Source organism: Methylobacterium sp. E-046, from assembly GCF_022829625.1.
Lineage (GTDB): Bacteria > Pseudomonadota > Alphaproteobacteria > Rhizobiales > Beijerinckiaceae > Methylobacterium > Methylobacterium longum.
Genome location: NZ_JAKSYP010000159.1, coordinates 140,911 through 154,808, shown reverse-complemented (window position 1 = coordinate 154,808; position 13,898 = coordinate 140,911). Strand labels below are relative to the sequence as shown.

The 13,898-nt window shown below is 72.9% G+C and carries 11 protein-coding genes; 6 read left to right on the top strand and 5 right to left on the bottom strand.

The window, feature by feature from the left end:
* Window positions 1-283: carbonic anhydrase (locus MKK82_RS14025; protein ID WP_279602991.1), on the top strand; the 283-nt coding region annotated here is incomplete at its 5' end.
* A gap of 96 nt (window positions 284-379) precedes the next feature.
* Here the strand turns inward: MKK82_RS14025 and MKK82_RS14020 are convergent.
* Complete coding sequence (locus tag MKK82_RS14020; protein ID WP_243986076.1) at window positions 380-1,084, bottom strand: DUF4142 domain-containing protein; 705 nt, start codon at window positions 1,082-1,084, stop codon at window positions 380-382.
* A gap of 442 nt (window positions 1,085-1,526) precedes the next feature.
* On the opposite strand from MKK82_RS14020, the gene MKK82_RS14015 reads away from it, so the two are divergent.
* From MKK82_RS14015 to nudC, 5 genes are all read left to right on the top strand, one after another.
* On the top strand, window positions 1,527-2,675 hold the full coding sequence (locus MKK82_RS14015; protein ID WP_238287523.1) for an acyltransferase family protein: 1,149 nt from the start codon (window positions 1,527-1,529) through the stop codon (window positions 2,673-2,675).
* 24 nt (window positions 2,676-2,699) lie between these two features.
* Window positions 2,700-3,563 carry a universal stress protein gene (locus MKK82_RS14010; protein ID WP_238287525.1) on the top strand — a complete coding sequence of 288 codons (864 nt, stop codon included), beginning with the start codon at window positions 2,700-2,702 and terminating at the stop codon, window positions 3,561-3,563.
* 101 nt (window positions 3,564-3,664) lie between these two features.
* A complete protein-coding gene (locus MKK82_RS14005; protein ID WP_238287527.1) occupies window positions 3,665-4,270 on the top strand; it encodes a hypothetical protein in 606 nt (201 codons plus the stop codon).
* 79 nt (window positions 4,271-4,349) lie between these two features.
* Window positions 4,350-4,769, top strand: coding sequence for an HIT domain-containing protein (locus tag MKK82_RS14000; protein WP_238287529.1), 420 nt, complete (start codon window positions 4,350-4,352; stop codon window positions 4,767-4,769).
* 7 nt (window positions 4,770-4,776) lie between these two features.
* Window positions 4,777-5,679, top strand: a complete 903-nt coding sequence (gene nudC, locus MKK82_RS13995) for an NAD(+) diphosphatase (RefSeq protein ID WP_238287538.1) — start codon at window positions 4,777-4,779, stop codon at window positions 5,677-5,679.
* A gap of 344 nt (window positions 5,680-6,023) precedes the next feature.
* Here the strand turns inward: nudC and cysG are convergent, their stop codons facing one another.
* From cysG to MKK82_RS13975, 4 genes are all read right to left on the bottom strand, one after another.
* The gene (gene cysG, locus MKK82_RS13990) at window positions 6,024-7,496 is read right to left on the bottom strand and encodes a siroheme synthase CysG (protein WP_238287540.1); all 1,473 of its coding nucleotides are present in this window, start codon (window positions 7,494-7,496) and stop codon (window positions 6,024-6,026) included.
* A 108-nt stretch (window positions 7,497-7,604) separates the two neighbouring features.
* Window positions 7,605-10,301, bottom strand: a complete 2,697-nt coding sequence (locus MKK82_RS13985) for a nitrate reductase (protein ID WP_238287549.1) — start codon at window positions 10,299-10,301, stop codon at window positions 7,605-7,607.
* A 174-nt stretch (window positions 10,302-10,475) separates the two neighbouring features.
* Complete coding sequence (locus MKK82_RS13980; RefSeq protein WP_238287551.1) at window positions 10,476-12,080, bottom strand: sulfite reductase subunit alpha; 1,605 nt, start codon at window positions 12,078-12,080, stop codon at window positions 10,476-10,478.
* On the bottom strand, window positions 12,077-13,894 hold the full coding sequence (locus MKK82_RS13975; RefSeq protein WP_238287552.1) for a NirA family protein: 1,818 nt from the start codon (window positions 13,892-13,894) through the stop codon (window positions 12,077-12,079). The genes MKK82_RS13980 and MKK82_RS13975 overlap by 4 nt, the downstream gene beginning before the upstream one ends.
* Window positions 13,895-13,898: the final 4 nt, after the last annotated feature.

Genomic DNA, 13,898 nt, shown 5'->3' with positions numbered 1-13,898 from the left:
GGTGTCGCTGGTGGCGCCGGCCGAGGCGAAGGCGGGCGATTCCAGCGCGCCCGACTACCTGACCCGGATGGAGCACGCCATGGTCAGCCAGAGCATGGAGAACCTCCTGACCTTCCCGTTCGTGAACGAGCGGGTCGCGGACGGCCGGCTCCAGATCCACGGCGCCCATTTCGGCATCGGCAACGGCGTGCTGCTCGTGCGCCAGCCGGAAACCGGCGATTTCCACCCGGCCATCGACACGGCCGGCCGCCGGATCCTCCCCACGGCGGTCGCCTGCAGCTGACCGGGGCGGACCGGGCATGAAAAAGGCGGCGGGCTCGCACCCGCCGCCGGTCATCCGGCCCGGCGTGGGCCGGGCCGTTCGCTGTCGGGATTCCGCTTACATCGCGCCCGGCAGGCGCTGGGCGTGGTCGTAGTGCATCTGCAGGGCCGGCAGGGCCTGCTGCGCGTAGTTGCGCAGCGCCGGGTTCGGGCCACCCTGGGCGTAGGCCTGAGTCATGGCGATGATCATCTGGTGCGCCTGGAGCTGCTGGGTCGCGTACAGACGATCGAAGCGCGGCCCGGCCGGGGTCGCCGACAGCTCGGCCAGCATCGCCTGCTGCTCGGGGTTCGGCTGCACCATGGTCGCGCCGCCCGTGGCCGCCACGTCGCCGCGACCGATCTGGCCGCCCGCCGCGGCGCCGCGCGCCGCGCCGGCACCCGCGCCCTCGAGGCCGCCGACCGGGCCGCCCGACAGGGTGCCGCCGACGACGCCCGTCGCCGCGCCGACACCGGCACCCACGGCGCTGCCCGCCACTGCGATCGGCGCGGTGATCAGGCCGCCGAGGCCCGGGTCGCCGCCGGCCATCGCACCCGGCTGGCCGCCGGCCAGGGCCACGTTGGCGGCGCGGTGGTCACGCATCGCCTCCTGGGCGTAGGACCGGACCCGCGGGTTGCGCGACTTGGACAGGGCGATCTGCGAGGACTGGATCTCGAAGGCGTTCGCCTGCATCGACTGGAGGCGGAAGTCGTTGGCGCCCTGCGCGAGCGCGGGGCTCGACAGCGCCAGGACCAGCGCGGAGGCGGCAGCATAATTCTTCAGCATCGGAACCTCTGGTTCGAAAGGGATGCGCGAACCGGCATGGTGCAGTCCATGCGGCGCGGCGAGACGTCCCGCCGGCGCGTTCGCCAATTGGTGCGTCAACGAGGCCATGAGCTTATGGTTCCTGCGGTTTTCGCTTCGAACCGGGCCGGGACCGACGTGGAGTGCGGGGTTTGGTGAGCCTGTATCCCCCTGCGGATCCCCGTCCTCGACCGAACGGCGGGGCCGCGTGCCGCCGGCCGAAACCCGCCGATGGGCGCCCGGCCCCGGGCCGTTCCGAACGCCGCCGCGCCACCGCCCCGGACTCACGCAGGGGAGCCCCGGATCCCGATTGGCCGGCGCGCCAAGGGCCTTCCCGCGGGCGCCGAGTCCGGCGCCAAGTCCGGCGCGAGGTCCGACAGCAAGTCCGGAACGGGGGAAGCCGGCCGGCCGGCACGGCCGCCCCATGATCCTCGTCGGAATCCAGATCCTGCGTGCCGTCGCCGCCCTGATGGTGGCGTGGCACCACGCGCGGCACGAGGCGGAGCTGCTGGCGAGCCGCGGGGCCGGGGCGGCCCTCGATCCCCACGCGCTCCTGCCCTGGTGGGGCGGCGTCGACCTGTTCTTCGTGATCTCCGGCCTCGTCATCGTCCACGCGAGCGGCCGCCTGTCCGGGATCCCGGGCGGCCAAAAGCGGTTCCTCGCCCACCGCATCGCCCGCATCGCGCCACTCTACTGGCTGGTCAGCCTCCTGTTCCTGATCCTCGCGCTGGCGCGCCCCGAACTCCTCGGGGACGCCGCGCGCCTCGTGCACGATCCCGGTGCGCTGCTGGCCGGGTTCCTGTTCTGGCCGTCGGCCCGGCCGGACGGCACCGTCCAGCCGCTCTACGGCCTGGGCTGGACCCTGAACTACGAGGCGTTCTTCTACGTCCTCTTCGCCCTCGGCCTGGGCTTCGGCCGGCGCGGGGCCGTCGCGTGGCTGGTCGCGGTCCTGACGCTCCTCGTGGCCGCCGGGGCCGTCGCGGCGGACCTGCCCGTGCCGCTCCGCTTCTGGGCGGATCCGATCGTCCTCGAGTTCGCCGCCGGCGCCGGGCTCGCCCTCGCCTACCGGGAGGGCTTCCGGCCGTCGGCGGCAATCCGGATCGCGTCGGCGATCCTCGGCGCCCTCGGCCTGCTGCTCTCGGCCCGCACCCTGGCGGGCCTCGACGGCGCCGACGGGTTCCTGCGCCCGCTCCTCGTCGGCGTGCCGGCGGCCCTGCTGGTGGCCGCCGCCCTCGGGCCGGAGCGCGCCGCGGGGCAGGTCGCGCGGCTGCCCGCCCCGGTGCGCGGCCTCGTGGTCCTCGGGGACGCGTCCTACGCCCTCTACCTCGTGCATCCCTTCGCCCTGCGCCTCGTGCGGGAGGCCCTGCTCCGGTTCGGCCTCGCTCCGGCCGCGCACCCCTGGACCGGCATGGTGCTGATGCTGCTGGCGAGCGTCGCGGCCGCCCTCTTGGTCCACCGCTGGGTGGAGCGGCCCCTGACCCGTCGGGCCCGGGCCCTGCTCGCTCCGGGCGGCGGGCAAAACCGTGTGGGCGCGGCCGCTTCCCCGGTTCCCCAGGGGCGCCGCCCGGATTAGCCTGCGGGCGAGGAGGACGCCGCCATGAAGACCCTGCTCGTACCCGTCGCGATGCACGATGCCCTGCCCTCCGTCTTCGAGACGACGCGGCTGGCGGCGGCGCGCTTCGGCAGCCTGATCGAGGGCGTCTCCCTGCGCCCGGCGCTGGCTGAATACGTCCCCGTCGACATGGTCGGCGGCATGACGTGGCTGCGGGACGAGGAGGCCGACCGGGCCGAGGCCGAGGAAGCGGGCGGCCGCTTCGTCGCGTTCATGGACGCGGCCGGCATCCCACGCCACGCCCGCGACGGCCTGTGCATACCGGACCGGGTGGCCGATGCGGGCCCACGCTACCGCTGGCGCCAGGACGTGCCCACGGGCGACGCGTTCCTGGGCCAGTACGCCCGGCTGTTCTCGGCCACCGTGGTGGGACGCCCGGGCACCACCGACAACGCGCCGCGCATGACCACCTTCGAGACCGCCCTGTTCGAGAGCGGCCGGCCGATCCTGCTCGCGCCGCCGGAGCCGCCCGCGAGCCTCGGCACGGCGGTGCTGATCGCCTGGAACGGATCCACCGAGACCGCCCGGGCCGTGGCCTTCGCCATGCCGTTCCTGCGCCGGGCCGAGCGGGTGCTGGTGCTGAGCGTGGAGGGCGGCATGGTGCCGGGCCCGACCGCACAGGATCTCGCCCAGGCGCTCGCCTGCGAGGGCGTGGACGCGACGTACCGGGCCCTGCCGTCGGGCCGGCGCGTCCCCGGCGAGACGTTCCTGGCCGAGGCCAAGGCCTTCGGCTGCGACCTGCTGATCAAGGGCGCCTACACCCAGAGCCGCCTGCGGCAGATGATCTTCGGCGGCGTCACCAGCCACGTGCTCGCCCAGGCCGACATGCCGGTGCTCATGGCGCATTGACGGGGGCGCACCCGCGATGGCCGGCCTGCCGGCCTCGGGGGCGCGGGAACCGCGGCGCCAGCTTGGCGTTCGGCACCCGGACCCGAGCGACGAGGAGCCCCGTGACGAGCCCCGTGAAACGTCTACTTCTGGCCGCCCTGCTGTCGATGTCTGCCACCTGCGCCGTCCAGGCGGAGCCGGTGCAGGTGCGTTTCCGGGGAACCGTCGTGCGCGCCGAAGCCGACCGCCTCGAGATCCGGCGGCCCAGCGGCAGCACCCTCGCGATGCGGATGACGCCGAAGACCCGCGTCTATGCCGTCAACGAGGCGACCGTGCGGGCCATCAAGCCGGAGAGCTACGTCAGCGTGGTCGGCATGCCCGGCTCGGAGCCGCGGCGTGCCCGGGCGGTGACGCTGTACTCCCCCTCCGAACGGGGCTTCGAGGCGGGCAGCCAGCCCTGGGACAGCGAGCCCGGCGCGACGCTGACGGCCGGCTGGGTCTCCGATCTGCGGGCCGGCACCCCGCTGCGGCTGGCGCTCGCCTATCGCGACGGTCAGTCGGCCTTCGAGATCCCCGCCGGCACCCCGGTGACCCAGCTCTCGCCCGGCGAGAAGGCGCTGCTCGAACCCGGCGCCGCCGTGACGGTGTTCGCGCGCTCGGACGGGGACGGCGCCCTCGACGCCGGAACGGTCGCGGTGGGCCGCCGGGGGGTCGTCCCGGGCCTCTGATCCCGGCGGCTCGGGCTGCGTCACCGTTCCCGACGCCGGACCGCGCGCCGGCGCGCGAGCTGCGCTAAACCGGTGCGCGATGAGCGACTCGGATTTCACCCTCGACCCGCGCCTGGCCGCCGACACCGTCGAGGTCGGCGACCTCGCCCTGTGCCGCGTGCTGCTGATGGACGATGCCCGGTTCCCCTGGCTGATCCTGGTGCCGCGCCGCCCCGAAGTCAGCGAGATCACCGACCTGTCCGAGGCCGATGCCGCGGCCCTGTGGCAGGAGATGCAGCTCGCGACGCGCGTGATGCAGGCTCTGGCAAAGCCCGACAAGGTGAACGTCGCCGCCCTCGGCAACGTGGTGGCGCAGCTCCACGTCCACGTGGTCGGCCGCTTCCGCTCGGACCCCGCTTGGCCCGGCCCGGTCTGGGGCTTCGAGACGCGCAAGCCCTACCCGCCCCACGCCCGCGCCCAGCTCCTGGAGCGCGCCGGTGCCCTCTTCACCGCGGCCTGACCCTCGCATGACCGATCCCCGCGACACCCTCGGCTTCGTCAGGAACCGCCTCGACCGGCACTCGGCCGAGCAGCCCGAGGAGGCTGTGCCCCCCTTCGATGCGCCGGACACCCGCCTCGTCCTGATCTGCGGCGACCGGATCGTGCTGCGCGGACCGACCGCGCTGATCGCCCCCGCGGACGCTGCCGGCGCCACGGACGGGACCCGCATCTTCCTCGGCCGCCGGGACGGATGCCCGGTCTTCGCCGCCGCCGCGCCCGCCGAGACCGCCGAGCGGTTCTCCGACGACCGGTCCCGCACCCTCGACCTGCGGTCGATCGCGACCGAATCCGCCGTGGAGCCCGAGGAACTCGGCCTGCTGGCGGTTGCCAAGTCGATGCTCGACTGGCACGCCCGCCACGGCTTCTGCGCCGCCTGCGGCACGGCCACCGTGGCGAAGGCCGGCGGCTTCCGGCGCGAGTGCCCCAGCTGCTCGGCCCACCATTTCCCCCGCGTGGATCCGGTGGTCATCATGCTGGTGCGCCGGGCCGATTCCTGCCTGCTCGGCCGCGGCCCGCACTTCCGGCCGCACATGTACTCCTGCCTCGCGGGCTTCCTCGAGCCCGGCGAGACGATCGAGGACGCGGTGCGCCGGGAGGTGTTCGAGGAGACGCGGATCCGCGTCGGCGCGGTCACCTACCGGACGTCGCAGCCCTGGCCCTTCCCGTCCTCGCTGATGCTCGGCTGCGCCGCCGAGGGTCTCGACGACGCCATCGTCACCGATCCGAGCGAGCTGGAGGATGCCCGCTGGTTCACCCGGACCGAGGTCGCCGCCATGCTGGAGGGCACGCATCCCGAAGGTATCCAGGCACCGCCGCCCATGGCGATCGCCAATTACCTGATGCGGGCGTTCGTGGCCGGGGAAACTTGATCCTGAGCGGCGAGCCGGGCTAGCCCGCGCCCGAACGGGCCGGAGCCGTCGACCGGACGCGCCGCCGGCGCGTCGGTCGTCCGGAGCGAGTGCGGCATATGTCCTCGGGGCGGTCGACGAAGCCCCCGCCCTCAGCGCCGAACCCTCAGCCTTGTCCGGTTGCGCCCATGCGCGTGGTGGACGGACCCTGCGAGGACCGTCAGGGGCTTGGGGTGCGTGTGCGGCGCGGTCACCGTGTTGGCCGGGCCCTTCAACCGCCGCGCGACCGCGCTCCCGGGCATCGCGCCGCCCTGGACCGCTTCGGATCGTGCGTGAGGGCGGAGCAGGTGCTTCCGGACCCCCGGTCAGACCGCCACGCGGCTTCGCTCGACCTCGGCCTGGACGGCCCGCCGCGTCTCGGAAAACGCCTCACCCACCATCAGGAGCGCCGGGCCGTCGAGGCCCGCCGCCTCGACGCGGTCGGCGAGGTCGGCGGCCGTACCGCGCAGGGCCTGCTGGTTCGGGCGGGTGGCGTTGAACACCAGCAGCGCCGGGGTCTGGGGTGCCAGCCCCTCCTCGACCGCGCGGGCGAGGAGCGCGCGCAGGGTCCGCTTGGGCATGTAGACGACGGTCGTCACGCTCGGATCGGCGAGCGCCCCCCAGTTCAGGTCGTCCGGCAGCGCCCCCCTGCGGTCGTGCCCGGTGACGAACTGGAGGCGCCGCGCCGCGTCGCGGTGCGTCAGCGACACGCCGAGGGCCGCCGCCGCTCCCTGCGCGGCCGAGATCCCCGGCACCACGGTGACCGGGATGCCGGCGGTCCGGCAGGCCTCGATCTCTTCGCCGGCCCGGCCGAAGACCAGCGGATCGCCGGATTTCAGCCGCACCACCTGCTTGCCCGAGCGCGCGAGCTGAACCATCAGCGCGTTGATGTCGTCCTGGCGGCAGGACGGGCCGTGTCCGGTCTTGCCCACCAGCATGGTGCGGGCCTCGCGGCGGGCGTAATCCAGGATCTCGGGGGCGACGAGGTCGTCGTACAGGATCACGTCGGCGCTGCGCAGCGCCCGCAGCGCCTTCAGGGTCAGAAGCTCGGCGTCGCCGGGACCGGCCCCGACCAGGGTGACCGCGCCGCCCCTGGGCGCGGCTTCCGTCTCGCCGAGCAGCTCCGCGAGATCCGATTCGGACGGCGCCCGGTCGGGCTCCGCGAAGGCGCGGTCTGTGAAGCGTTCCCAGAAGATGCGCCGTTCGGAAAATCCATGGAAGCGGGCCGTGACGCCGTCGCGCCAGTCGCGGGCCGCCGCGACCCAGCGACTGAACCCCCGCGGCAGCATCGCCTCGATCCGGGCGCGCACGGTCTGTCCGAAGACCGGGGCGGCGCCCTCCGTGGAGATGCCGACCACGAGCGGCGAGCGGTTGACGATGGCACCGAACTTCACGTCGCACAGGTGCGGCCGGTCCACCGCGTTGACGATGGCGCCGGCCCCGCGGGCGGCGGCCACGAAGGCGACGCACTCCGCCTCGTCCTCCAAGGCGCCGATGCAGAAGGCCGCGCCCCAGAGGTCGTCGGGGGTCCAGGAGCGTTCGTGCAGGATCACCTGCCCGTCGACGATCTCGCCCGGCACCCCGCGCAGCTCCTCGCCGGGCTCGGGGGCGTAGACGTCGACATGGGCGCCGGCCGCGGCGAGGACCTTCACCTTCCAGGGGGCACCGCCGGACGAGCCGGCGAGCACCACCCGCTTGCCGCGCAGGGGCACGAAGACGGGCAGCACCGCCAGCGGCTCCAGGCCAGCGGCCTTGGTCTCGCGGGGCGCGCGGGCGGCGCGCAGGGGTGTATCGGTCACGGGTGCGTCCTGAATCGTCCTGCTCCGGCTCGTTCCCCCGAACCCCCTCATCCGGAAGGGATCTGGATGGCGACGCCGGTCTGTCTTCTGCCGGGAGTGTATCAGAAATCAGGCGGCGCAGGCTGTCTGACCGGCCAGCATCTTGCGGATCTCTGGGATGCACGAACCGCAATTCGTGCCGGCCTTGCAACCGGCGCCCACGGCCTCCACGGAGCCTGCCCCCCCGGCGATGGTCGAAGCGATCACGTCGGCGCCGACGCCGTGGCAGGCGCAGACCACTGGACCGGCCGAGGCCGTGGCGGCGCGACCCGAGAGCAGCGCCCGGCGCTCGGCGGCCTCCGGCGCCTCGGTGGCGAACAGGATTTTGGCGGCCTCCCAGTCGGGCCTCGCCTCCGCGGGTGCGTAGGCGAGGCAGGCGACCAGCCGTGTGCCGTCGTACACGGCGCAGCGGTAGCGGTCCCGGGCATGGTCGGCGTACTCGGCCAAGTCGCAGCCCGGCAGCGCCGCGCTCTGGATCAGGCCACGGACCATCAGCGCGACGCCGCGGGAACTCGCATCCGTGGCGAATTGCAGGCCCCAGCCCCCCGTGACCGCCGCCCGCGCCCACCACCAGCCGTCCGGCAGCGCCACCTGCCGCCGCGACAGCAGGAAGCCCCGGGCCCGGTAGGCGACCGACGCGATGGAAGCCGGCGTCGCCTTCAGCTCGGGCTGGCCGGATACCGGGTCCGGCATGCCCCGCACCAGGGCGCCGACCCGGGCCTTCGACGCGAAGGCGCCGCCCCAGTGCATCGGCATGAACAGGCTGCCCGGCACCACCGCGTCGGTGACCGTCACCTCCAGTTCGGCCTCGCCGTGCGCGGTCGTCACCCGGGCGAGGCCGCCGTCGGTGAGGCCCTGGGCGGCGGCGTCCTCCGGGTGAACCTCCACGAACGGAACGGCCCGGTGCGCCGACAGGCGCTGGCTCTTCCCGGTGCGGGTCATCGTGTGCCAGTGGTCGCGGACCCGGCCGGTGTTCAGCACGAAGGGGAATGCCTCCGAGACCGCCTGGGCGAGGCCCGGCGGCTGCACCGCCACGAAGCGGGCGCGCCGGTCGAAGGTGTAGAACCGGCCGTCCCCGAACAGGCGCGCCCTGCCCTGTTGCCCCCCTCGGAAGCCGGAGCGCTTCGGCAGAGGCCACTGCACCGGCGGGGCGGCGTCGTAGGCGGCATCGCTGAGATCGGTCAGGGCCCCGAGGTCGAAGTCGCGCGTGCCGTTGTTCTCGTAGGCCGAGAGCCCGGCATGCTCGCGGAAGATCGCCGCGGCGGAGTCGAACGCGAAGGCCCGGCCGTGCCCGAGGCGGCGGCCGACCTCCGCCAGCGCCGCCCAGTCCGGCCGGGCCTCCCCGGGGCTCGCGAGGAAGCGGCGCTGGCGCGTGATCCGCCGCTCGGAATTGGTGACCGTGCCGTCCTTCTCGCCCCAGGCCTGGGCGGGCAGCAGCACGGTGGTCCTGGCCCGGCCCTGGGCCGTGTCGGAATCCGCAACCGCCTCGGACACCACGTAGAGGTCGAGGCCGGCGAGGGACTCGCGGATCGCGTCGGCCCGCGGCATCGAGACCAGGGGGTTCGTGCCCATCACCCAGAGGGCCCTGATCTTGCCCCGGCTGACCGCCTCGAACAGGGCCACCGCCTTCATGCCCTCGCCGGTGACGATCCGCGGGGCGCCCCAGTAGCGGCGCACCCGGTCCACCTCCTCGGGGCTGAAGTGCATGTGGGCAGCCAGCATGTTGGCCAAGCCCCCGACCTCGCGCCCGCCCATGGCGTTGGGCTGTCCGGTGAGGGAGAACGGCCCCATCCCGGTCTCGCCGATGCGGCCGGTGATGAGGTGGCAGTTGATGATGCTGTTGCCCTTGTCGGTCCCTTGAGCCGACTGGTTCACCCCCTGCGAGAAGGCCGTGACCACCCGGCGGGTGCTGGCGAACAGGGCGTAGAAGGCCGCGATGTCGGCCTCCGGCACGCCCGTCGCGGCGGCGACCGCGGTCACGTCCGGGGCGATCTGGCGGGCGCGGTCGAGGGCGGTGTCGAGGCCGGCCGTGTGCGAATCGATGAAAGCGCGATCGCGAAAACCGGTGTCGGACAGGTAGACCAGCAGGCCCGAGAACAGGGCGGTGTCGGTGCCCGGCCGGATCCCGAGGAACAGGTCGGATTCCTGCGCAGTCTGGGTCCGGCGGGGGTCGATGACCACGAACTTGGTGCCGCGGCGCTCCTTCGCGTCGGCCATGCGGCGGAACAGGATCGGGTGGCACCACGCCGTGTTCGAGCCGACCAGCACGATCAGGTCGGCCTCATCGAGATCCTCGTAGCAGCCCGGGACCGTGTCGGAGCCGAAGGCCCGGCGATGAGCCGCAACCGCGCTTGACATGCACAGCCGGGAGTTGGTGTCCACGTGCGGCGTGCCGATGAAGCCCTTCGCGAGCTTGTTGGCGACGTAGTAATCCTCGGTGAGGAGCTGGCCCGAGAGGTAGAAGGCGATGGCGTCCGGCCCGTGCTCCGCGGCGACCGCACGCAGCTTCTCGGCCACCGTCTCGAGCGCCGCGTCCCACGAAACCTGTGCGCCGTCGACCTGCGGGTGCAGCAGGCGGTTCTCCAGCGACAGGGTCTCGCCCAGCGCCGAGCCCTTCGAGCACAGGCGGCCGAAATTCGCCGGGTGCTCGGTGTCGCCCGCGATCGCGGCGCCGCCCTGCCCGTCCGGCGTCGCGAGCACGCCGCATCCGACCCCGCAATAGGGGCAGGTGGTCCGCACCGTCGGCGCCGCCACTGGCTGGGTCATGGCTCGAATCCTCGAAGGGTCGTCCCGGGCAGGAGCAAGCTTCGCGCCGCCGCTTCCCCCCCCTGTGGGGAGGGGTTCGGGGTGGGGGTGGTGCAGAAGGCACCGCCCGAGCCCCATCCAGCGCCACCCCACCTCCGGCTCCTCCCCACAAAGGGGAGGAGAGCACGTTGCGGTTCAGTACACGTCGGCCTGATACCGCCCGGCCTTCCTGAGCGCGGCGAGGTAGGCCACCGCGTCCTCGGGGCTCTTGCCGCCGAACTGCGCGGCCACGTCGATGATCGCCCGCTCGACATCCTTCGCCATGCGCTTGGCGTCGCCGCAGACATAGAAATGCGCGCCGCCCTCGAGCCACTTCCAGAGCTCGGCGCCGTTCTCGCGCATCCGGTCCTGGACGTAGGTCTTCTCCTTGCCGTCCCGGGACCAGGCCAGCGACAGGCGGGTGAGCACCTTGTCGTCCTTCAGGCTGTTCAGCTCGTCCTTGTAGAAGAAGTCCGAGGCCTGCCGCTGGTGGCCGTAGAACAGCCAGTTGCGGCCCTTCGCCTGCGTGGCGGCGCGCTCGCGCAGGAAGGCCCGGAACGGCGCGATCCCGGTGCCGGGGCCGCACATGATCACGTCCTTCGACAGGTCGGCCGGCAGGCCGAAGCCGTGCGCCTTCTGGAGGTAGACCTTCACCTTGGTCTGCTCGGGCAGGCGCTCGCCGAGATGGGTCGAGGCGACGCCGAGCCGCAGTCGCGAGCGGTGGTTGTAGCGCACCGCGTCCACGGTCAGCGCCACGCGGCCGACATCCATCTTGGGCGAGGAGGAGATCGAGTAGAGGCGCGGCTGCAGCTCGTCGAGGGCTTCGAGGAAGACCTCGGCGTCGGGCCGCGCCCCCGGGAACTTGTGGAGCGCGCCCAGCACGTCGAGATAGGCGGCGTCGCCGTCCGGATCCTCGCCGGAGGCCAGGGCCTGCGCCTTCTTGCGGGCCGCGCCCGAGGTGAGCAGCGACAGGAGCTGGTAGAGATTGTCGGGCGCCGCGCCCAACGCGTAGTTGATCAACAGGTGTTCGCGCAGGGTCTTGTCGCCGATCACCCGCTCCGGACGGGCTCCCAGCTCGGCGATCACCGCGTCCACCAGCGCCGGGGCGTTGGCGGGGAACAGGCCGAGCGAGTCTCCGACGTCGTACTGGATGGGCGTGCCGTCCAGCCCGATCTCGACGTGCCACGTCTCCTTCTCGCCGCCCGGATCGTTGAGGCGGCGACGGGACAGGAACAGCGCCTCCACCGGGTTCTCGCGGCAATAGCCGAGCGGACCGAGATCGGCCGCCGCCCTCGGGGCTTCGTCGTCCGCCTTCGGGGAGGCGGGCGTGCCGCCGGCGGCACCGAACTCCTCGTCCAGCTTCTTGAGCATGCGCAGGGTCTCCTTGCCACCGGGCTGGCAAAGATTCAGGCGCGCTTCGCTCTTCAGGAAGATCGCGTTGGCGTAATCGGCGCAGTTGTAGCCGCATTGGCCGCAATCCTGCTGGGCCATGGCGGCCATCAGCTTCTGCGGTTCGGGCCGGTCCTTGGCCATCGCCATCCGTTCGCCGATCGGAACGGAGGGATCGTGCCAGGGGGCGTCGTCGTTGTCGGCGAGCTTCGGGCCGGTCGCCGGCGCCTCGCCGGGCGCGAGTGCCGTGGCGCCCCCGACGGCGGGGCCCAGCAAAGCCGCGAAGTAGCCCGAGAGCCAGGCCCGCTGGTCGGCGTCGAAGGGCGCGGTCTCGGGGATCAGGACGAGGGGCGGCGGGACGTGCTGGGTCATGCGGCGGCCTTCAGGGCGGGCTGTTCCTCGGCGGCGTCGCGGAGCGCCTCCGCGCCGGTGCGGCTGGTGAAGGCCTGGAAGCTCTCCTCGGGCCCCTGGCGGCGGGCGAGGTAGGCGCGCAGCAGCGCCTCGACGCGGGAGGGGGCGTCCTCGGCCTTGACGGCCTTCCAGATCTCCGTCCCGATCTTCGGGTTCTCGGCGAAGCCGCCGCCGACCACGATGTCGTAGCCCTCGACGGTGTCGCCCTCTTCCGAGACGATCACCTTGGCGCCGATCAGCCCGATGTCGCCGATGTAGTGCTGGGCGCAGCTGTGGTGGCAGCCGGTGAGGTGGACGTTCACCGGCACGTCGAGGTTCGGCAGGGCCGTCTCGATGTGGTCGGCGATGATCAGGGCGTGGCCCTTGGTGTCGGAGGCGGCGAACTTGCAGCCCCTCGCGCCCGTGCAGGCCACGAGGCCGGAGCGGATGCCGGCGGCCTTGGTGGTCAGGCCCAGCGCCTCGACCCGCGACTCGACCTCCGCCACCTTGGCGTCCGGCACGCCCGAGAAGATGAAGTTCTGCCAGACGGTGAGGCGGATCTGGCCGTCGCCGCACTCGGCCGCGATCGTGGCCAGCGCCCGGACCTGATCGCTCGTCATCTTGCCGACCGGCAGGACGACGCCGATCCAGTTGAGGCCCGGCTGCTTCTGGGCGTGCACGCCGACATGGGCGAAGCGGTCGGTGGGCTTGCGCGGCGCCACGTGCTCCGGCGCGACGCGGTCGAGCGTGCGGCCGAGCTTCGCCTCGACGGCGGCGAGGTACTTGTCGAAGCCCCAGGCGTCGAGGACGTATTTCATCCGGCTCTTGTTGCGGTTGGTCCGGTCGCCGTTCTCGATGAACACGCGGATGATCGCGTCGGCGACTGCGTTGCAATCCTCCGGCTTCAGGACGATGCCGGTGTCGCGGGCGAGATCGCGGTGGCCCGAGATGCCGCCGAGCACGAGGCGCATGTAGATGCCCGGTGGCACGGATGCGCCGTCCAGCACCTCCACGGCCTGGAAGCCGATGTCGTTGGTCTCCTCCAGGGTCGGCATCACGCCGCTGCCGTCGAAGGCGACGTTGAACTTGCGCGGGAGGCCGTAGAGCGACCGGTCGTTGAGGATCCAGTTGTGCCAGGATTTGGCGAGCGGGCGCGTGTCCAGCAGCTCCTGCGCGTCGATGCCGGCGGTGGAGGAGCCGGTGACGTTGCGGATATTGTCGGCGCCCGCCCCCCGGGCCGTGAGGCCGATATCGGTGAGCCCGTCGAGGAAGGGCTGGGCGTGCTCGGGGCTGATCTCCCGGACCTGCAGGTTCGCCCGGGTGGTCACGTGGACGTAGCCGCCGCCGTGTTCATCGGCGAGGTCGGCGACGCCCGCGAACTGCCAGTGGTGCAGGATCCCGTTCGGGATGCGCATCCGGCACATGTACGACATCTGGTTCGGCGCGACCCAGAACAGGCCATGGTAGCGCCAGCGGAAATTGTCCTCGGGCTTCGGTTGCTTGCCGGCGGCCGCCTCCTGGATCAGCCGGTTGTGACCGTCGAACGGATTTTCGGCCCGCTTCCACTTCTCCTGCTCGCAGAGCTTGCCGCCGTCCTTGACGGTCCGGTCCTGCGCCTTGATGTGGGACGCCTCCGGCCCGGTAGGCTCGGCGGGCGGCCCGGCCGCACCGGCCCCGCCGGTCGAGAGGCCGCCGGTCAGGCGGACGGCGGCGATGCCGGAGGCGAAGCCTTCGAGGTAGCGCGTCTGCTCGGCGTCGAAGGCGCCCGCGCCGGTCTGGGTGAGGGTCTCGGACATCCGT

Coding starts and splice junctions, on each gene's coding strand:
- MKK82_RS14020 (WP_243986076.1), bottom strand. CDS start 1,084: ATGCTGAAGAATTATGCTGCCGCCTCCGCGCTGGTCCTGGCGCTGTCG.
- MKK82_RS14015 (WP_238287523.1), top strand. CDS start 1,527: ATGATCCTCGTCGGAATCCAGATCCTGCGTGCCGTCGCCGCCCTGATG.
- MKK82_RS14010 (WP_238287525.1), top strand. CDS start 2,700: ATGAAGACCCTGCTCGTACCCGTCGCGATGCACGATGCCCTGCCCTCC.
- MKK82_RS14000 (WP_238287529.1), top strand. CDS start 4,350: ATGAGCGACTCGGATTTCACCCTCGACCCGCGCCTGGCCGCCGACACC.
- nudC (WP_238287538.1), top strand. CDS start 4,777: ATGACCGATCCCCGCGACACCCTCGGCTTCGTCAGGAACCGCCTCGAC.
- MKK82_RS13985 (WP_238287549.1), bottom strand. CDS start 10,301: ATGACCCAGCCAGTGGCGGCGCCGACGGTGCGGACCACCTGCCCCTAT.
- MKK82_RS13980 (WP_238287551.1), bottom strand. CDS start 12,080: ATGACCCAGCACGTCCCGCCGCCCCTCGTCCTGATCCCCGAGACCGCG.
- MKK82_RS13975 (WP_238287552.1), bottom strand. CDS start 13,894: ATGTCCGAGACCCTCACCCAGACCGGCGCGGGCGCCTTCGACGCCGAG.